Here is a 20,341-nt window from a genome sequence, read left to right on the forward strand (position 1 = left end):
CATTTAACCTACCGAAACCTTTCTGCGTCGCTTATCCAAATCCTTCAATAAACGGTTGACCTCAACATCGTCAAACATCGCTTCCAAGGTCTGGCTCAGCTTGCGCCGCCAGTTCGGGTACTGATCGCTGGTGCCAGGAATATTGACCGGTTCCGCCATATCCAGCCAGTCCTCCGGTTGCAGGCCCAGCAAGGCGCTGGCGCTGTCAGCCACATAGCGTTGCAGACCCCGGTTCAGCAACGGGCTCATGTTCAACAACGAGGCTTTCTTGCCGACCTTTTGCGGTACGCAGCCATAGCGATGTAGCCCGTCCAGTAGCCCCTGCTTGGCCCGTTCACGATCGGCAAACAGCTCTTTGAGCACTTCCGCATCCGGGTATAACCCCAGTTGATTACCGAGGGTCAGATCGCCGCTTTGCCAATAGCCACGCAGCGTTGGCAGATCGTGGGTGGTAATGGTCGCCATTGCCTGCACCGGATAAGACTGCGGCGCACGGAACTGCTTCTCCGCATCGTGCTCGAAATACAGTACCTTGTAGGAATAGACGCCGCTATCACGCAGTTTGCCGACGATTTCCACCGGCACGGTCCCTAAATCCTCCCCAATCACCATGCAACGATGGCGCTGACTCTCCAGGGCCAACAGCGCCAGCAGATCGTCAACCGGGTATTTCACATAGGCACCGTGATCGGCCGTTTCACCATAAGGGATCCACCATAAACGCAGCATCGCCATCACGTGATCGATACGCAAGGCGCCACAGCTGGTCATATTGGCCCGCAGCAAATCGATAAACGGCTGATACCCCCGCGCCACCATCACATGCGGATCCATCGGCGGCAGGCCCCAGTTTTGCCCCAGCGGCCCGAGAATATCCGGCGGAGCACCCACCGAAGCTTGCATGCAATACAGCTCGCGTTCACACCAGGTTTCCGCCCCGCCCTCTGCCACCCCGACCGCCAGATCGCGGTACAGGCCAATTGGCATCTGGCACTGCTGGCTTTGGCCGAAGCACTCGGCAAACTGGCTGGCCGCCAACCATTGCAGCCACAGATAGAAGGTAATCTCATCCTCATGCTGCTTACAGAAGGTTTCCACTGCCGGGCTGTTGCCCTGCTGATACTCTTCCGGCCAGGCTGGCCATCCCCACATAGTGCTATCTTTGGCACTGAGATGGGCATGTAACGCGTCGAACGTTGCCTGCTGATACAGGCTGCTGCCCCCTTCGCCGACGAAGCGCTCAAATTCCTGCTTCAGCGCATCCTGCGGCTTGCGGGCCTGGAAATGCGGGAAAGCCAGCTTCAACGCCGCCAGCTTCAACTGCGTTACCGTGCTGTAGTCCACCAGCTCACTACTACGCGCCTTGGCCAACAGCTTCTGCGTCGCAGCCTTCTGCCACCATTTTTGCGCGGCCTGGCTGAGCTGGAAATCCTCCACCACGTTGACGTCGATATACACCACGTTCAACCAGCGGCGCGAAGACGGGCTATAAGGGCTGGCGCTTTCCGGGCTGGCCGGATACAGCGCGTGGATCGGGTTGAGCCCGATAAAGGCGCCGCCGCGTTCACCCACCTCACCGACCATCGCCCGCAGATCGCCAAAGTCGCCAATCCCCCAGTTACGCTCGGAACACAGCGTGTAGAGCTGTACGCAGGCCCCCCACAGCTTCTTGCCGGTCAACAATGCATCCGGTTCGTAGCAACGCTTGGGGGCGACAATCAGCCGGCAGGCCCATTGCTGCTCCCCCTGTGACAACGTGAGCTGGTGATAACCCAGCGGTAACTTGCCCGGCAGGGTCAGGGTTTTATGCGCACTGGCACGGCCTTCTTGCTGGCTACCATCCTCACGCAACAATACCCAATGAAACTCGCCATCTCCCCCCAGCGGCAGCGCCACCGGGTTGCCATGATAAAAGACTTTAACCAGCGGCAAGGGAGCCACTGACGGCTGCAACGACGCCGGGTTCATCGCCGCCAACAGCTTGCGTTTGGTTTCCGGCGAAATCGCCTGGCGTTGGCCGTGGGCATTGATGTAATCGGCAGCAATCCCAGCCTGGGCTGCTACCTGATCGATACCTTTACTCATTCGCACTCCTTAACGCTTGGCTTGCCAAATGCGTTGCTGATAGTCACGGATCGAACGATCCGAGCTGAACATGCCTACGCGCGCGGTGTTAAGGATAGTGCGGCGCGTCCATTCGTCGCGGTCACGATACAGTTTGTCTACCTGCCGTTGAGCTTCGCAGTAGGAAGCAAAGTCCGCCAGCACCAGATACGGATCGCCACCTTCCAACAGGCTGTGCAGCATCATATCGAAAGCGTGCTTGTCACCGTGACTGAATGCGCCGCTGGCCAGTTCGTCCAGGATTGCCTTCAGGTGCTTGTCTTTCTTGCGATAGCTCAGCGGGTCATAACCCTTGGCCAACAGCGCTTTGACCTGCTCCACGGTGTTGCCGAAAATAAAGATGTTGTCCTCGCCGACCTGCTCGGCGATCTCGACGTTGGCTCCGTCCAGCGTGCCAACGGTCAGTGCGCCGTTCAGCGCCAGCTTCATATTCCCGGTACCCGACGCTTCTTTACCGGCGGTGGAGATCTGCTCGGAAATGTCCGCCGCCGGGATCATCAGTTCAGCGACGGAAACGCGGTAATCAGGGATGAAGGCCACTTTCAGGCGATCTTTGACGATCGGATCGTTATTGATCTTCTCTGCGGCCTGATTGATCGCATAGATGATGTTCTTCGCCAGGTAATAGCCCGGCGCAGCTTTGGCACCAAACAGGAATACGCGTGGCACGATGTCCAGATCCGGGTTATCCCGCAGTTGGCGATACAGCGAAAGAATATGCAGCAGGTTCAGATGCTGGCGCTTGTACTCGTGCAGGCGTTTGATCTGCACGTCGAAGATCGCGTCTGGATTAAGCGTCAGCCCCATTACGCTGTGCACGTAGTTGGCGAGGACCACCTTGTTATCACGCTTGATCTGCTGGTACTTCTCGCGGAAAGCGGCATCTTCGGCATATTTTTCCAGCCCCTTCAGTGCATCAAGATCGTTGGCCCACTCCACTTTCAGGGTGGTATCGATCAGGCCTGACAATGCCGGGTTACACTGCTTGAGCCAGCGGCGCGGCGTAATGCCGTTGGTGACGTTGTGGAATTTGTTCGGCCACAGCTGGTGATATTCCGGGAACAGATCTTTTACCACCAGGTCCGAGTGCAACTGGGCCACACCGTTCACCGCAAAGCCGCTGACCACGCACAGGTTGGCCATGCGCACCTGCTTGTTGTGGTGCACTGCCAGCTTGGCCCACACCGCCTCATCGCCCGGCCAGTGTTGGTCTACCAACCGCTTAAAGTTGGCGTTGATCTGCTTGATGATAGAGAAGTGGCGCGGCAGCAGGCTGCGGACCAGTTTCTCATCCCAGCACTCCAGGGCTTCCGGCATCAGGGTGTGGTTGGTATAGGCAAAGGTCTTGCTGGTGATCGCCCAGGCCGCATCCCAATCCAGTTGGTGCTCATCGAGCAGAATACGCAGCAGCTCTGGAATGGCGATGGTTGGGTGGGTGTCGTTGAGTTGGATCACTTCGTACTTCGGCAACTCTTCAATCTTGCGCCCGGCCAGATGGTGTTTACGCAGAATATCGGCCACCGAGCAGGCACACTGGAAATACTGCTGCATCAGGCGCAGGCGTTTGCCAGCCTGATGGTTGTCATTCGGATAGAGCACTTTGGTCAGCTTGGCGGCTTCTACACCCTGCTTTTCCGCCTGCAGGAATTTGCCGTCGTTGAAATCCCCCAGATCGAATGGATGACTATGCGTTGCCTGCCACAGGCGCAGCGGCTGGGTGACCCCGTTACGGAAGCCCAGCACCGGCAGATCCCAAGCTTCCCCACGCAGGGTAAACGCCGGGCGCCACAGCTCACGGCCATCGGCCAACTTCTCTACTTTGCCACCGATCCCGACATCCACGGCCAACGCCGCATTATGGCGGAACCACGGGTAGCTCTCGCGCTGCCAGTTATCCGGTGCCTCTTGCTGATGGCCCTCTTTGAACGACTGACGGAACAGCCCGTATTGATAGTTCAGCCCATAGCCGGTAGCCGGTTGCTCCACCGTGGCCATCGAGTCCAGGAAACAGGCGGCTAAACGCCCCAGGCCACCGTTACCCAACGCCGGATCGGTTTCCTGCTCCAACAGATCGGCCAGCTTGACGTCCTGCTCTGCCAACGCCGCCTCAACGGTGTCATACCAGCCAAGGTTGATCAGGTTGTTGGCCGTCAAGCGGCCAATCAGGAATTCCATCGAGATGTAGTTTACATGGCGCAACGACTTGCTGCTTTTACGCGGCGCAGGCTGCGCGGCCAGCTGTTCGGCGAGAGCGGCACTTACGGCCTCCCACCATTGATGCTGAGTCATCTGCTGTGCGGAGCTGAGGCCAAAACGCTGCCACTGACGAGTCAGTGCAGCCAGAAAAACGTCCTTTTTGAGCATAGGCTGTGACATAGGTAAAACTCTCTATCCGGTGTACCCGTCGTCTTTCAAGCGGCAACTTGAGTTCCATTGGGTAGTAAATGGGCCAATTTTTTCACTATCGTGCCGGGGAGAACCCGCAATGGCATCATCCCGCCTGGGGGTTAGCTGGGGAGGAGGATTGGGGCGTAGCTGAAACTGTGATCTCAGGCACTTTTAAGCCCCCTTGCGTACGGTAAGAAAGCCCATCGATATCACCGGTGAGCATAAAATCGACGGCAAACCTCAGGACGTTAGCACAGTTATGATAGCTGATGAAGTTTTGTACTTGTCCACTAACAGCCGAAAAACAAGGTAATTTCTGAGGGTAATCAGGCGCGATGTAAAGCGCAGTTAGAGCGGAACCGGGGGCAAACATAAAAAAGTGTGATCAATAGCAATTTAACTTCAAGCCAAAGCGCAAGCTTGTTGCATTACCGTTGACGATGTTCGAAGTTAAAGAGGGGGATTAATTACGAGCTACAAAATAATTAACTCAACCCGGTCCCGAGACAGGAACACGGTGAAATAAATTCCTTCGGGCAGTCCTTCGGCGGCGGGAACCGCACTTTACACCTGGAATATTATGCTGATCCCATCAAAACTGAGCCGTCCGGTACGGCTGCAAAATACCGTGGTACGCGATCGTCTGCTGGCGAAGCTGGCCGGTGCGGCTAACTATCGCCTGACATTGGTCAATTGCCCGGCAGGCTACGGTAAGACCACGCTGGTGGCACAATGGGCCGCGGGCAAATCGGATCTGGGGTGGTACTCCCTGGACGAGAGCGACAACCAGCCGGAGCGCTTCGCCAGCTATCTGATCGCCGCGCTGCAGCAGGCCACCACTGGGCACTGCGTGAAAAGCGAGGCATTAAGCCAGAAACACCAATACGCCAACCTTTCGGCGCTGTTTGCCCAGCTGTTTATCGAACTGTCCGACTGGCACCAGCCGCTATACCTGGTGATCGACGATTATCACCTGATCACCAATGACCAGATCCATGAAGCGATGCGTTTCTTCCTGCGCCACCAGCCAGAAAATCTGACGCTGCTGATCCTTTCCCGCACTCTGCCTCCCCTGGGGATCGCCAATCTTCGCGTACGCGATCAGCTGTTAGAGCTGAGCACGCGCCAATTGGCTTTTAATCATCAGGAGGCTAAACAGTTCTTTGACTGCCGCCTAACCTCCCCGCTGGAGCACAATGACAGCAGCCGTCTGTGTGACGAAGTGGAGGGCTGGGCAACCGCCTTGCAGCTAATCGCGCTCTCCGCCCGCCAATCCACCTCTTCCGCTCAGCAATCTGCCAAACGTCTGGCCGGGCTGAACGCCAGCCACCTGTCCGACTATCTGGTGGATGAAGTGCTGGATCGCGTCGATGCCGATGCCCGCGCGTTCCTGTTGCGCTGCTCGGTACTGCGTTCGATGAACGACGCGTTGATCGTGCGCCTGACCGGGGAAGACAACGGCCAGCAGCGCCTGGAAGAGCTTGAGCGCCAGGGCCTGTTTATTCACCGTATGGACGACACCGGCGAGTGGTTCTGTTTCCACCCGCTGTTTGCCTCGTTCCTGCGCCAGCGTTGCCAGTGGGAGTTGGCGCTGGAACTGCCAGGCCTGCACCATGCGGCGGCGGAAGGTTGGCTGGCGCTCGGATACCCGGCGGAAGCCATTCACCATGCGTTGGCGGCCAGCGATGTCAGCATGTTGCGCGATATCCTGCTGCAACATGCCTGGTCGTTGTTCCATCACAGCGAGCTGGCCTTGCTGGAAGAGTGTCTGAATGCCCTACCGTACGAACGGCTGATCCAGAACCCGAAACTGGCGCTGCTACAAGCCTGGCTGGCACAAAGCCAGCACCGTTACAGCGAAGTTAATACCCAGCTGGAACGCGCCGAACAGGCCATGCTCCAGCAAAAGATCGTCATTGACCAGACTCAGCACGCTGAATTTGACGCGCTGCGTGCTCAGGTGGCGATCAACGCCGGTAAACCGGAAGAGGCCGAACGCCTTGCCACCGAGGCGCTGAAATTCCTGCCGCTATCCAGCTATTACAGCCGCATTGTGGCCACCTCCGTTACCGGTGAGGTTCACCACTGCAAGGGGGAATTGGCACGGGCGTTGCCCATGATGCAGCAAACCGAACAGATGGCTCGCCGCCATCAGGCTTATCACTATGCCCTGTGGGCACTGTTGCAGCAGAGCGAAATTCTGATCGCGCAAGGGTTCCTGCAAGCCGCCTATGAAACGCAGGATAAGGCCTTTGAACTGGTGCGTGAACAGCATCTGGAGCAGTTACCGATGCACGAATTCCTGCTGCGCATCCGCTCACAGGTGCTCTGGTCGTGGTCACGGTTGGACGAAGCCGAAGAAGCGGCACGTGAAGGGCTGAAGGTGTTGGCTAACTACCAGCCGCAGCAGCAGTTGCAATGCCTGGCGATGTTGGCGAAATGCTCGCTGGCGCGTGGCGATCTGGATAATGCCAATGCTCACCTGCTGCGCAGCGAAGTCCTGCTGCATGGCTCGCAGTATCACCGTGACTGGCTGACCAATGCCGATAAACCCAGGGTGATCCACTGGCAGATGACCGGGGATACCACCGCAGCGGCCAATTGGCTGCGCAATACCGAAAAACCGGGAATGGCCAACAACCACTTTATGCAGGGGCAATGGCGTAATATCGCCCGCGTGCAGATCCTGCTTGGGCAGTACGAAGAAGCCGAAGTGGTGTTGGACGAGCTGAACGAAAATGCCCGCCGCCTGCGGCTGGTGAGCGATCTCAACCGTAACCTGCTGCTCAGTAACCATCTCTACTGGCAGATGGACCGCAAAGTGGATGCCCAGCGCGCGCTGATAGAGTCACTTTCGCTGGCCAACCGTACCGGGTTTATCAGCCACTTTGTGATCGAGGGAGAGGCCATGGCGCAGCAACTGCGTCAACTGATCCAGCTCAATACGCTGCCGGAGATGGAACAACATCGCGCCCAGCGCATTCTGCGCGATATCAACCAGCATCACCGGCACAAGTTCGCTCATTTTGACGAGAACTTCGTCGATAAGCTGCTCACTCACCCGCAGGTACCAGAATTGATCCGCACGAGCCCGCTGACACAACGTGAATGGCAGGTGCTGGGCCTGATTTACTCCGGTTACAGCAACGATCAAATTGCCGGGGAACTGGCCGTGGCGGCCACCACCATCAAAACCCATATCCGTAATCTGTATCAGAAACTGGGAGTCGCACATCGCCAGGAAGCGGTGCAGCAGGCACAGCAGTTGCTGAAAATGATGGGTTATGGCGCGTAGTTTTAACAGCAGATCAGTAGGTTAAGCCCCGTGTGGCTCCTTCTCCTTGTGGGAGAAGGGGCCAAACGTGTCACATTTGATAACTGCTTTCGACCATAAACCTGCAAGTTTGGAGAATATATAGAGCCTAATATATCCACCAAATAAATAGGTCGAGCGATATCACCTGCGGTCAATCTAAAGCCCGCCTGTTTTCTCATGACATTATCGTTTCATCTGGGTACTATTGCGGCAAATTTCCATAGGGAGTTGGGATTGTGGCAATAAACAGCAAAGCACTTATTACAGCCGGAATTTATCTTATTGGCTCTCAAGCCATGGCGAGCACGGATACCCTCATCGATTATAGTTCTCGGCCCGACGCCGGGGTTTATCTGGGGAATCAGGTTGCCGCATCAACGTTATTTTCTCATACCTTGCACCAAAGAAAGACCGCGCCAGGGGACAGTCAATTCTGGATGCGCGCTTCGGGTTATCACAGCAAGGATCTGAGCGCAGGCGATAACGGCTTGCCCGTCGATATGGATCGTCAGGTCTTTATGCTTGGCGGGGATTTGCTGGCCTTGGATAACAACAAAGAAGAGTGGACGGCAGGCCTGATGACCGGCTACGGCCACGCCAAAAGCAGCGCTAACAACGCCACCCTCTCATCCGAAGGTAAAGTCGACGGCTATTCTATCGGCGCTTACAGCACCTGGTATCAGGATAAGAAAAAGCATTCTGGGGCGTATGTCGATTCCTGGCTGCAATATGCCTGGTTTAACAACAGCGTGACCTATGCCCAGGGCAAGCAGAATTATGACAGCACCAGCTTTAGCGCCTCGCTGGAAACTGGCTATGCCATGCAGCCATTTTCGGCACTCGAATTAATTATCGAGCCACAGCTGCAGATTATTTATAACCGCTTCGATGCCGATAATTATCAGGATCCGGCGGGCGTCTATATTCATCAGGCCGATGCACCAAACTTTACTTCACGCGTCGGCATTCGCTGGTACAGCGATCAAGACGATTATACTACCGCCTATCTCGCCACCAACTGGTGGCATAATAGTGGCAAGAACGCGGTCAACTTTAATGATACGCGGGTAGAATCCAACTCCCTGGATGATCTGTTTGAGGTCAAATTAGGCCTGCATTCGCCTAGTACTTACAACATGCAGCTGTGGTTTGAAGGCGGGATCACCATGGGAGCCAACAGCTACCAGGATTACGGTGGCACCTTGGGTGTGAGCTATCGCTGGTAACAGCAAGACGGCGGGGATAAAGTCCCTGCTGTTGCTCTGGTCTAAATCCAGCCAAAGTTGGATACAATACCGTCATTCCCCATTACCCGGTATTTTGCAGTTATGGAACAGTTTGAAACGATCGACGTTGTGCAAGCACACCAACGTCTGAAAGACGGTAGCGCCGCACTGGTTGATATCCGCGATCCACAAAGCTTTGAAGCTGGGCATACGCCAGGCGCTTTTCATCTGACCAACGCCACCCTGTCCGCCTTTATGCAACAGAACGAGTTCGATCGCCCAGTGATGGTCATGTGCTATCACGGCAACAGCAGCCGCAGCGCCGCGCAGTATCTGCTGCATCAAGGGTTTGACGCGGTTTACAGTATTGATGGCGGCTTTGAGGCCTGGGCCCGTCAGTTCCCACAGGACGTCGAGACCTCCGCCTAATCCCCTTTGGCCGCCTTTCTGGGCGGCCAATTGCTGAATTCTGCACTGTTTTTGTCAGATCCCTTCCCTGCGCTCAGGATTTCAACGGTATAATCAGCCGCCAATGCCATCGGCGGTTTTGCCCGTGGCCAAAGTCATCTACTTAGACGGAAAATCTATGGTTCGAGTGATCGCCGTATCCAACCCTCGCCTGGCGCAGGCCTTTGTCGATTACATGGCAACGCAGGGGGTTGTACTTGAAGTCCGCGCCACGGGCGATGCAGCCGAAATCTGGCTGGCGGACGAGGCCCATCTGGAGCAGGTGCAACACGAACTGCAACAGTTCCTGCTCGATCCGTTCAACCGCCGCTATCAGGCCGCCAGTTGGCAGGCAGGCAGCACCGATGCCGGTCTACAGTATCAACAGTTTTCTTACCTGCAAATCATCCGCAGCAAGGCCGGGCCGCTGACGCTGACGGTGATGAGCCTGTGTATTCTGGTCTATATCCTGATGCAGGTGCTGGGTGATGATACCGTCATGTTCTGGCTCTCCTGGCCGCAAAACAGCTCGCAATATGGCCAGCTGTGGCGCTGGGTCAGCCATGCGTTTCTGCACTTCTCGCTGCTGCACATTACCTTTAACCTGATGTGGTGGTGGTATCTTGGTGGTCCGCTGGAAAAACGCCTCGGCACCGGCAAGCTGTTTGTGATCGCCGTAGTGTCGGCCTTTTTCAGCGGCTGGGCACAGTCATTGTTCAGCGGTGCGCTGTTCGGCGGGCTTTCCGGGGTGGTTTACGCGCTGATGGGCTACGTCTGGCTGAGCGGTGAACGCGCACCGGAACGCGGTTTGAACCTGCCAAGGGGCTTGATGGTCTTTTCCGCGCTCTGGCTGGTGGCCGGTTATTTCGATATTTTAGGAATGTCGATCGCCAATGCGGCACACGTTGCCGGTTTAGTGATAGGGTTATTAATGGCATTCTGGGATACGCGGCATCGCGCGCACAACGAACAATAACAACCAGGCACATCGGTGTATTAGGGGAATATCGTGAAGCAAACACAGCGTCATGACGCAATTATCGAATTAGTGCGCCTGCAGGGATATGTCAGTACGGAAGAGCTGGTGGAGCATTTTGCCGTCAGCCCGCAAACCATTCGCCGTGATTTGAATGACCTGGCCGATCAGAACAAAATACAGCGTCATCACGGTGGCGCTGCGTTACCTTCCAGTTCGGTGAACACCGCTTATCACGATCGCAAGGTGATGTGGTCGGAAGAGAAAGCCCGCATCGCCCAGCGCGTAGCCAGCCAGATACCGGACGGTGCCACACTGTTTATCGATATTGGCACCACGCCGGAAGCGGTAGCCCACGCCTTGATGGGCCATAAAAATCTGCGGGTCGTCACCAACAATCTGAACGTGGCCACCCTGCTCACCGCCAAGGAGGATTTCCGCCTGATCCTGGCCGGTGGTGAGGTCCGTACCCGTGATGGCGGCATCATGGGCGAAGCCACGCTGGACTTTATCTCCCAGTTCCGCCTTGATTTCGGCATTCTCGGCATCAGCGGCATCGATATGGATGGCTCGTTGCTCGAATTCGACTATCACGAAGTGCGAACCAAACGCGCGATTATCGAAAACTCCCGCTGCGTAATGTTGGTTACCGACCACTCCAAGTTTGGCCGTAACGCGATGGTGAACCTGGGGAACATGAACCTGATCGACTATCTGTTTACCGATCAGGCTCCACCACCCAGCGTGATGAAGATTATCGAACAATACGACGTACAGCTGGAACTCTGCTGATCGCCCCTCACCCTAACCCTCTCCCACAGGGAGAGGGGACCGATCGAGAGAGTTTGCAAATTCGGTGACGCACCTTGGATGAAGGAGCGATCGAGTTTGTGTGACTTTGCGTAATATCTTGCCTTTCTTGTTCTTACTCCCTACTTGCCAAAGCACGGACTAACTATATGCTCCGTACAGCTCCCTCTCCCTGTGAGGGTTGGGGTGAGGGATCCTCTTTCCTGTTCGAGTTTGTGTGACTTTTCGTAATATCTTGCCTTTCTTGTTCTTACTCCCTACTTGCCAAAGCACGGACTAACCATATGCTCCGTACAGCTCCCTCTCCCTGTGGGAGAGGGTTGGGGTGAGGGGTCCTCTTTCCTATAGTAAACGCCTCCAATACCCCTTCAATTTGTATACCTACTATCACCAAACTGTTACCTCTATCACGCAAGAATGTTTTTGTTTGGTTAACTCTTGGCTTGCTTGTTGGTTTCCGATTACAATAATGAGCGAAAACGAACATAAAAGAGCTATTACGAACACCAGGAGGAAGTTAACGTGGAAACCAAAGACTTGATCGTTATCGGTGGCGGCATCAACGGAGCCGGCATCGCAGCCGATGCAGCCGGGCGTGGGCTGTCCGTGCTGCTACTGGAAGCGCAAGACTTGGCCTGTGCTACGTCTTCCGCCAGTTCAAAACTGATCCACGGTGGCCTGCGCTACCTGGAACACTACGAGTTTCGTCTGGTCAGCGAAGCGCTGGCCGAACGTGAAGTGCTGCTGAAACTGGCACCGCACATCGCCTTCCCAATGCGTTTCCGCCTGCCGCACCAGCCCCATCTGCGCCCGGCCTGGATGATCCGCATCGGCCTGTTCCTGTACGATCATTTGGGCAAACGCACCAGCCTGCCAGGCAGTAAGGGTTTGCGCTTTGGACCAGAGTCCGTCCTGAAGCCGGACTTAAAGCGCGGTTTCGAATATTCTGATTGTTGGGTAGACGATGCGCGCCTGGTCGTGCTGAACGCCCAAGCCGTGGCCGAACGCGGTGGCGAAGTTCGCACCCGCACCAAAGTGACCCGCGCCTGGCGCGAAAATGGCCTGTGGATGGTGGAAGCCATCGACGTCGACAGCGGCAAAACCTTTACCTGGCGCGCCAAAGGCCTGGTAAACGCCACCGGCCCATGGGTAAAACATTTCTTCGACGATGGCCTGAAGCTCAAGTCTCCTTACGGTATCCGCCTGATCAAAGGCAGCCATATCGTGGTACCTCGGGCACATAACCAGCCACAGTCTTATATCTTGCAGAACGAAGACCACCGTATCGTGTTTGTCATTCCGTGGCTGGACGAGTTCTCCATCATCGGCACCACCGACGTGGAATACCAAGGCGATCCGAAAGACGTGAAGATCGACGATAACGAAATCAACTATCTGTTGAAGGTGTATAACGATCACTTCAAAAAACAGCTGGGCCGTGACGATATCGTCTGGACCTACTCTGGCGTACGCCCACTGTGTGATGATGAATCTGATTCACCGCAGGCCGTCACTCGCGACTATACGCTGGATGTGCATGACGAGCAGGGCAAAGCCCCACTGCTTTCCGTGTTTGGTGGCAAACTCACCACCTACCGCAAGCTGGCTGAGCATGCGATGGAGAAGTTGGCTCACTACTATCCTGGCTGTGGCCCGGCGTGGACCAAAAACGGTTCCCTGCCAGGGGGCGATATTGACGGCGATCGCGATAGCTATGCCGCTAAACTCCGCCGTCAGCACGGCTGGATGACAGAGTCTCTGGCTCGCCGTTACGCTCGCACCTATGGCAGCCACAGCGAAATTATCCTGGCCAATGCCAATAGCCTGAGCGATTTGGGTGAAGATTTCGGCCATGACCTGTACGAGGCTGAACTGCGTTATCTGGTGGAGAAAGAGTGGGTTGTCGAGCTGGATGATGCCCTGTGGCGCCGTACCAAACTGGGGATGTGGCTCAGCGAAGAACAGCAGGCTCGGGTGAAAACCTGGCTGGCAGAAAATGCCAAACCAAAGGCGCTGTCGTTAGCGTCTTGATTTGCCCCTCACCCCAACCCTCTCCCACAGGGAGAGGGAGCTGTTAGCCCCTGCTCTTTTGGCAGTAAAGAGATCATCTTAGCAAACCCGATCGTCCCCTTATCCACAGAGAGAGGGAGCTGTTAGCCCCTGCTCTTTTGGCAGTAAAGAGCTCATCTTAGCAAACCCGATCGTCCCCTTATCCACAGGGAGAGGGTGCTGTTAGCCCCTGCTCTTTTGGCAGTAAAGAGGTCACCTTAGCAAACCCGATCGTCCCCATAGCCAAGGTGCGTCACCGGATTTTCAGACACTCTCGATCGGTCCCCCAGAGAGCCACAGGGAGAGGGAGCAGACCGGAGTACTTGGTTTGATGTGGTCTAGTAATATCGAACACCGATTAAGGTTTTTTTACGCCGCATGCCTCTCTTTGGCATGCGGCGTCTGGCCATCATTAAAGCTATGTGCTCTTCGATGGTTGTAGTAATGCGTTATGTAGCTCAGGACATCTGCTTTGGCTTCGGCCACTGTCTCGTAACCATACTCCGGGATCCATTCTGACTTCAGGCTTCTGAAGAACCGCTCCATTGGCGCGTTATCCCAACAGTTACCACGCCGACTCATGCTTTGTTTTATCTGATATTGCTCTAACTTGTGCCTGTACGCTCGACTACTGTAATGGCTGCCCTGGTCTGAGTGGAACATCACTCCCGTAGGACATCCTCTTGATTCATAAGCTATACGTAGCGCATCCCCAGTCAGTACGCTATCCGGTGATAACGATAAAGACCAACCCACTACCTTTCTGGCATAGAGATCCAACACCACCGCCAGGTAAAGCCAGCATCGACCCGCCCAGATATAAGTCACATCCCCACACCAGACTGTATTCGGTCGTTCAACATTGAAGGCGCGCGTCAGGTGATTGGGGGCATACCTCGCTTCATCTGTCGCTAACCGGTAACTGTGTTTGCGTTGTTGTGTACTTCTCAGCCCGGCTTCTTTCATCAACCGACGAGCTTTATACCGGCCTACCACATGACCTTCAGCAGTGAGTGACGCTGACAATGTCCGAGCTCCTGCAGAGCCACGACTTTCTTTATGAAGCGCACACACGCGCTCTCGTTGAACTTTTCTCACCGTCTTCTCTGGAAGCCGTCGGTAGTAATAGCGGCTACGTGCAACACCAAAGAGAACACACAGTTCAACAACAGGATAACGCTCGCTCAATATCTTAATCATTTCAAGCGAGTGAACGATTCCGACATTAAGAGAGCGGTAGCCTCCTTTAAGATATTTTTCTCGCGTTCAATCCTACGGATTTGAGCTTCAAGTTCCTGAATGCGTTTTTGCTCAGAAGTCAGGGCTTTTCCGGTAGTTGGTGTTACTCCACCTCGTTCACTGGCGAGCTGGTGTACCCAGCGCTGCATAGCCGTACTGCCCACTCCCATTGCCTCACAGGCTTGTACAATTGAGTACCCCCTGTCGAGAACAAGGCTTGCAGCCTCACATTTGAATTCTGGAGAAAAAGTACGTCTGCCTTTCATTGGACACCTCTTTTGTATCAGGGAAGTTTATTGGAGTGACCATATCACCCTTATTCGGTGTCCAAGATCATTAAGCCACATCAGTTAGCTAGTGCAACCTCGGGAGGCTAGGGGTGAAAAGATTAATTAATTCATTGTATTACAAAGAAAAACAAGCGAACTCGATCGGTCCCCTCTCCCTGTGGGAGAGGGTTAGGGTGAGGGGATGCCTCCTCACCCACCTCAAGTGATTACAGCTTTATCGGCTTGATATGCCAAATCTCATCCGCGTACTCCTGGATCGTCCGGTCGGAAGAGAAGTAGCCCATGTTGGCGATATTGAGTATCGCGCGCTTGGTCCAGTCGTCCTGATTGAGATACACCTCATCCACCTTATCCTGCGTATCCACATAGCTGCGATAATCGGCCAACAGCTGATAGTGGTCGCCAAGATTGACCAGTGAATCGAACAGGCTGCTGTAACGCTTGGGCTCCTCGGGGCTGAACGCACCGGTAGCAATCTGCGTCAAAGCCAGATGCAACTCTTCATCCTGCTCGTAATACTGACGTGGGTTATACCCATCGCGGCGCAGCGCTTCCACCTGATCGGCAGTATTGCCAAAGATAAAGATATTCTCTTCACCCACGTGTTCCAGCATTTCGACGTTGGCCCCGTCCAGCGTGCCTATGGTCAAGGCACCGTTGAGAGCAAACTTCATATTACTGGTGCCCGAAGCCTCGGTCCCCGCCAGCGAGATCTGCTCGGAGAGATCGGCCGCCGGAATGATCATCTGGGCCAGGCTCACCCCGTAGTTAGGGATAAATACCACCTTCAGGTCATCATGCACTCGCGGATCGTTGTTGATCACCTTAGCCACGTCGTTGATCAAACGGATGATCTGTTTGGCGGCATAGTAGGCAGAAGCCGCTTTACCCGCAAAGATCACCACGCGCGGTACGCGTTTGGCATCGGGATCCTGCAGCAGACGGTTATAACGCGTGATCACATGTAATACGTTCAGCAATTGCCGCTTATATTCGTGGATCCGTTTGATCTGTACGTCGAACAATGCGTCGGGGTTCACCACCACGTTGAGTTTTTTCGCGATATACGCCGCCAACCGCGCTTTATTCTGCCGTTTGGCAGCCTGTACGGCCTGCAAGAAGCTCGGGTAATCCGCATTCGCTTTGATTTCGCCAAGCTGGCTGAGATCGGTACGCCAGTTATGGCCAATACTGTCATCCAGCACTTTGGACAGCGGCCGGTTAGCCAACCCCAGCCAGCGGCGCGGCGTTACCCCGTTGGTTTTATTGCAGAAGCGATTGGGGAATACGCGAGCAAAATCGGCAAACAGGGACTGTACCATCAGTTCGGAGTGCAGTGCCGAGACGCCATTCACCTTATGGCTGGCGACCACGGCCAACCACGCCATCCGTACCCTGCGCCCGTTGGTTTCATCAATGATGGAGACCCGTGCCAGTAATTGATCATCCCCCGGCACCACTTGCTGTACCTGCTTGAGGAAATGATCGTTGATTTCGAAGATCAGCTGCAGGTGGCGCGGCAGGATCTTGCCAAGCATATCGACCGGCCAGGTTTCCAGCGCTTCGCTCATCAAGGTGTGGTTGGTATAGGAGAATACCTTTTCCACCACTTCCCAGGCATCCAGCCAGCTGAATTTGTGCTCATCAATCAGCAGGTGCATCAGTTCAGGGATCGACAACACCGGGTGGGTATCGTTGAGGTGGATGGCAATCTTGTCGGCCAGATTGTCGAAGGTTTTGTGCATCGTCCAATGGCGGTTGAGGATGTCCTGGGTAGTGGCTGAAACCAGGAAATACTCCTGCCGCAGGCGCAGTTCACGCCCGGAATAGGTGGAGTCATCGGGATAAAGCACCCGCGAGACGTTCTCGGAGTGGTTTTTATCTTCCACGGCGGCAAAATAATCCCCCTGGTTGAACTTACCCAGGTTGATTTCATTACTGGCCTGAGCGCTCCACAAACGCAGCGTGTTAGTGGCATCGGTATCAAAGCCCGGGATCACCTGATCGTAGGCGATGGCGATAATCTCTTCGGTTTCCACCCAGCGGGCCTTCGCCCCTTCCTGCTGAACGCGGCCACCAAAACGCACTTTATAGCGGGTATTGTGGCGCGGGAATTCCCACGGGTTGCCGTATTCCAGCCAATAATCCGGCGACTCCATCTGTTGGCCATCGACGATGTTCTGCTTGAACATGCCATATTCATAGCGGATACCGTAACCCCGGCCAGGCAGCGCCAGCGTGGCCAACGAATCCAGGAAGCAAGCAGCCAACCGGCCCAAGCCGCCATTGCCCAGGCCAGGATCGTTCTCTTCCTCAAGCAGTTCACTCAGGTTCAGGCCCATCTCATCGAGTGCGTCTTCAATATCCTGGTAAATCCCCATCGATAACAGCGCATTCGACAGCGTACGGCCAAGCAGAAACTCCATCGACAGGTAATACACCTGCCGGACATCTTGCGAAAGCTGGGCGCGATTGGATCGCAACCAACGTTCCACCATCCTGTCGCGCACCGCAAACAACACGGCATTAAGCCAGTCGTGCTGGGTGGCGATAGCCGGATCCTTACCGACAATAAACATCAGTTTATAGGCGATGGAATGTTTCAGCGCTTCAACACTGACCGTGGGTGAGGTGTAACTAAACGGTGAAGTCATAGTAATTCAATCCCAAGTACGTGATTACAACAAGCGTTGATAAAGCGACAGATATTCCTTTGCCGCGACTTGCCAGCCAAAATCCAGACTCATGGCGTGGCGTTGTACGTGATGCCAATGTCTCGGCCTGCTCCACAGCACCAGAGCACGCCGAATGGCATTGCCCAGGGCAACAGCATCACAATCATCAAACACAAACCCGCTGGCAGTGCCGTCGGCCAGGTTCTCCAGCGCACAGTCCACCACCGTATCTGCCAACCCACCAGTGCGGCGCACCAGCGGCAACGTGCCATATTTCAGGCCATAAAGCTGTGTTAACCCGCAAGGCTCAAAGCGGCTGGGCACCAGGATCACGTCCGCTCCGCCGATAATGCGGTGGGAGAAGGCATCGTGGTAGCCAATCTGCACGCCGACCTGTTCCGGATAATCGGCCGCCGCAGCCAAGAACGCCTGCTGCAATACCGCGTCCCCCGCCCCCAGCAGCACCAACTGCCCCCCTTGATCCAGCAACGCTGGCAAGGCTTCCAGCACCAGATCCAACCCTTTCTGGTTGGTCAAACGGCTGACCACCGCAAACAGTGGCAACGATTCATCCACCTGTAGCCCCATGGCTTTTTGCAGATGAACCTTGTTCTTGGCCTTGTTTTTCAAGCTGTTGGCGTCATAGCGTGCCGCCAGGCGCGCATCGTGTGACGGGTCCCAAATCTTGTCATCAACACCGTTGAGAATACCGCTCAATCTCCCCTGCCGTTGCCGCTCCTGAAGCAACCCTTCCATGCCGTAACCAAACTCCGGCTGGGTGATTTCACGCGCATAGGTCGGGCTGACGGCGGTGATATGGTCGGCGTAGTACAGGCCTGCCTTCAGGAAAGACATCTGGCCATAAAACTCCAGGCCATAGATATTCAAGAATGACGATGGCAACCACAGCTCCGCCATATGGTGGGCGGAGAATAGCCCCTGATAGGCCAGATTGTGTACGGTAAAGATCGAGCGTGCCGGGTGGCCATTCGCCGCCAGATAAGCGCAGGCCAAGCCAGCATGCCAGTCATGAGCATGGACCAGTTTTGGCCGCCAGTAATGATCCAGCCCCTTCGCCAGCTCGCAGGCCATCCAGCCCAGCAATGCAAAACGGCGGTGGTTGTCCGGGTAGGCGTACATCGACTGATCGTGGTACGGGCTGCCCGGCCGGTCATACAGCCAGGGGGCATCGATCAGGTAAACGCCCACGCCATGGTAGGTGCCATAACGCAGGCCTACGCGCCCGGCAAAAGAGTCGATTTCGGCAACCAGTACCGTGTCCGGGATACCGTTGCGCACGTCAGGAAAAGCCGGTAATAGCACCCGAACATCAGCTCCTGCGGCAATCTGCGCCGTCGGTAATGCGCCAACCACGTCTGCAAGCCCGCCGGTTTTAAGCAGTGGGAACATCTCGGAACATACGTGTAAAACCTGCATTATCACTCCTGAAATTCGGTAAATACGTCTTTACGGAGATAAGGGGCGCGGCTTGCCACGCCCAAGGTCCCGGCCGGAATGGTTACAGTTTTGCCAACATTTCGCGCGTTACCAGCACGATGCCCTCTTCCGAGCGGTAAAAACGCTTGCTGTCTTCCTCGGCGTTTTCACCAATCACCATGCCTTCGGGAATATGGCAGGCGCGATCGATAATGCAGCGGCGCAGGCGGCAGGAGCGGCCAACGTTAACATCGGGCAGTAATACAGAAGAGTCGATAGTGCAGAAGGAGTTCACCCGCACCCTCGAGAACAGCACTGAATGCACCACCACCGAACCGGAGACAATGCACCCACCGGCCACCAGCGAGTTCATGGTCATGCCATGGCTGCCGGAACGGTCTTGCACAAATTTGGCCGGTGGCAGTGGCTCCATGTAGGTGCGGATCGGCCAGGAACGGTCGTACATATCCAGCTCAGGCGTTACCGAAGCCAGATCGAGGTTGGCGCGCCAGTAGGCTTCCAAGGTCCCGACATCACGCCAATACGGCGGCAGATCGGGACCACATCCCACACAGGAAAGAGTAAACGGATGCGCCCAGGCAGCACCCTGCGCGGTAATTTTAGGGATCAGATCCTTACCGAAATCGTGGGTGGAGTCAGGGGTCGACATATCCTCTTCCAGCAGTTGGAAGAGGTAGCTGGCGTTGAAAATATAGATGCCCATGCTGGCCAGTGACATCTCAGGGTTGCCAGGCATGGCCGGCGGATTGGCTGGCTTCTCCAGGAATTCGAGGATCAGGTCGTTATCGTCCACCTTCATCACGCCAAACTCGCTGGCTTCCTTGCGCGGTACCGGAATACAGGCCACCGTACACTGCGACCCCTTCTCGACGTGGTCGATCAGCATGCGCGAGTAGTCCATTTTATAAATATGGTCGCCCGCCAGGATCACCACATATTCCGCTTCATAGCGGCGAATGATGTCGAGGTTCTGGTAAACCGCATCCGCGGTGCCTTTGTACCAATGTTCGGTGCTGAGGCGCTGCTGGGCAGGCAGCAGATCGACAAACTCATTCATCTCTTCATTGAGGAACGACCAGCCCCGCTGAATATGCTGCACCAACGTATGGGAATGATACTGAGTGATCACCCCCATACGGCGGATCCCTGAGTTCAGGCAGTTGGACATGGCAAAATCGATGATGCGGTACTTGCCACCGAAGTGAACGGCTGGCTTGGCGCGGGTAGAGGTTAAATCTTTCAAACGCGAGCCACGGCCGCCTGCCAATATCAGGGCAACGGATTTATTCGGCAGTTGGCGCGCCAACATCAGAGGGTCTTTATTTTCGTGCTTAACCATAACT

12 protein-coding genes are annotated in these 20,341 nt (G+C 55.4%); 6 read left to right on the top strand and 6 right to left on the bottom strand.

Annotation, left to right across the window (positions count from 1 at the left end):
- Nucleotides 1–3: 3 nt before the first annotated feature.
- Together malQ and malP are read right to left on the bottom strand one after the other, a co-directional pair.
- The gene (gene malQ / locus ACX9GU_RS25640; RefSeq protein ID WP_473193298.1) at nucleotides 4–2,085 is read right to left on the bottom strand and encodes a 4-alpha-glucanotransferase; all 2,082 of its coding nucleotides are present in this window, start codon (nucleotides 2,083–2,085) and stop codon (nucleotides 4–6) included.
- A gap of 9 nt (nucleotides 2,086–2,094) precedes the next feature.
- Nucleotides 2,095–4,500: a maltodextrin phosphorylase gene (malP, locus tag ACX9GU_RS25645; RefSeq protein ID WP_473193299.1), complete on the bottom strand. Its 2,406-nt coding sequence runs from the start codon at nucleotides 4,498–4,500 to the stop codon at nucleotides 2,095–2,097.
- 592 nt (nucleotides 4,501–5,092) lie between these two features.
- Here malP and malT point away from each other — a divergent pair.
- The 6 genes from malT (at nucleotide 5,093) to glpD (ending at nucleotide 13,318) form a co-directional block, all read left to right on the top strand.
- On the top strand, nucleotides 5,093–7,807 hold the full coding sequence (malT, locus tag ACX9GU_RS25650) for an HTH-type transcriptional regulator MalT (RefSeq protein WP_473193300.1): 2,715 nt from the start codon (nucleotides 5,093–5,095) through the stop codon (nucleotides 7,805–7,807).
- 317 nt (nucleotides 7,808–8,124) lie between these two features.
- Entirely contained in the window at nucleotides 8,125–9,054 is a 930-nt protein-coding gene (locus tag ACX9GU_RS25655) for an autotransporter family protein (protein ID WP_473195237.1), read from the top strand.
- Between the two features lie 102 nt (nucleotides 9,055–9,156).
- The gene (gene glpE / locus ACX9GU_RS25660; protein ID WP_021807441.1) at nucleotides 9,157–9,483 is read left to right on the top strand and encodes a thiosulfate sulfurtransferase GlpE; all 327 of its coding nucleotides are present in this window, start codon (nucleotides 9,157–9,159) and stop codon (nucleotides 9,481–9,483) included.
- A 157-nt stretch (nucleotides 9,484–9,640) separates the two neighbouring features.
- Entirely contained in the window at nucleotides 9,641–10,477 is an 837-nt protein-coding gene (gene glpG, locus ACX9GU_RS25665; protein ID WP_021807440.1) for a rhomboid family intramembrane serine protease GlpG, read from the top strand.
- Nucleotides 10,478–10,510: 33 nt separating this feature from the next.
- Complete coding sequence (locus ACX9GU_RS25670; RefSeq protein WP_021181740.1) at nucleotides 10,511–11,269, top strand: DeoR/GlpR family transcriptional regulator; 759 nt, start codon at nucleotides 10,511–10,513, stop codon at nucleotides 11,267–11,269.
- A gap of 540 nt (nucleotides 11,270–11,809) precedes the next feature.
- Nucleotides 11,810–13,318: a glycerol-3-phosphate dehydrogenase gene (gene glpD / locus ACX9GU_RS25675; protein WP_473193301.1), complete on the top strand. Its 1,509-nt coding sequence runs from the start codon at nucleotides 11,810–11,812 to the stop codon at nucleotides 13,316–13,318.
- 387 nt (nucleotides 13,319–13,705) lie between these two features.
- Here glpD and ACX9GU_RS25680 read toward each other — a convergent pair.
- The 4 genes from ACX9GU_RS25680 to glgC all read right to left on the bottom strand — a co-directional run bounded on the left by ACX9GU_RS25680 (nucleotide 13,706) and on the right by glgC (nucleotide 20,337).
- A protein-coding gene (locus tag ACX9GU_RS25680) for an IS3 family transposase (protein ID WP_473192739.1) occupies nucleotides 13,706–14,841 on the bottom strand; the annotation gives its coding sequence in 2 pieces (ribosomal slippage) (nucleotides 13,706–14,580 and nucleotides 14,580–14,841; 1,137 coding nt in all).
- A gap of 230 nt (nucleotides 14,842–15,071) precedes the next feature.
- On the bottom strand, nucleotides 15,072–17,519 hold the full coding sequence (gene glgP, locus ACX9GU_RS25685) for a glycogen phosphorylase (protein ID WP_473193302.1): 2,448 nt from the start codon (nucleotides 17,517–17,519) through the stop codon (nucleotides 15,072–15,074).
- 24 nt (nucleotides 17,520–17,543) lie between these two features.
- Nucleotides 17,544–18,977 carry a glycogen synthase GlgA gene (glgA, locus tag ACX9GU_RS25690; protein WP_473193303.1) on the bottom strand — a complete coding sequence of 478 codons (1,434 nt, stop codon included), beginning with the start codon at nucleotides 18,975–18,977 and terminating at the stop codon, nucleotides 17,544–17,546.
- A gap of 82 nt (nucleotides 18,978–19,059) precedes the next feature.
- Entirely contained in the window at nucleotides 19,060–20,337 is a 1,278-nt protein-coding gene (glgC, locus tag ACX9GU_RS25695; protein WP_473193304.1) for a glucose-1-phosphate adenylyltransferase, read from the bottom strand.
- Between the last annotated feature and the right edge of the window lie 4 nt (nucleotides 20,338–20,341).

The organism is Serratia sp. K1WW1 (genome assembly GCF_055790865.1).

Bases quoted from the DNA above. Each gene is read 5' to 3' on its own strand.
- glgA (WP_473193303.1), bottom strand. From the start codon at position 18,977: ATGCAGGTTTTACACGTATGTTCCGAGATGTTCCCACTGCTTAAAACC.
- ACX9GU_RS25655 (WP_473195237.1), top strand. From the start codon at position 8,125: ATGGCGAGCACGGATACCCTCATCGATTATAGTTCTCGGCCCGACGCC.
- glpG (WP_021807440.1), top strand. From the start codon at position 9,641: ATGGTTCGAGTGATCGCCGTATCCAACCCTCGCCTGGCGCAGGCCTTT.
- glgP (WP_473193302.1), bottom strand. From the start codon at position 17,519: ATGACTTCACCGTTTAGTTACACCTCACCCACGGTCAGTGTTGAAGCG.
- glpE (WP_021807441.1), top strand. From the start codon at position 9,157: ATGGAACAGTTTGAAACGATCGACGTTGTGCAAGCACACCAACGTCTG.
- malT (WP_473193300.1), top strand. From the start codon at position 5,093: ATGCTGATCCCATCAAAACTGAGCCGTCCGGTACGGCTGCAAAATACC.
- glgC (WP_473193304.1), bottom strand. From the start codon at position 20,337: ATGGTTAAGCACGAAAATAAAGACCCTCTGATGTTGGCGCGCCAACTG.
- malP (WP_473193299.1), bottom strand. From the start codon at position 4,500: ATGTCACAGCCTATGCTCAAAAAGGACGTTTTTCTGGCTGCACTGACT.
- malQ (WP_473193298.1), bottom strand. From the start codon at position 2,085: ATGAGTAAAGGTATCGATCAGGTAGCAGCCCAGGCTGGGATTGCTGCC.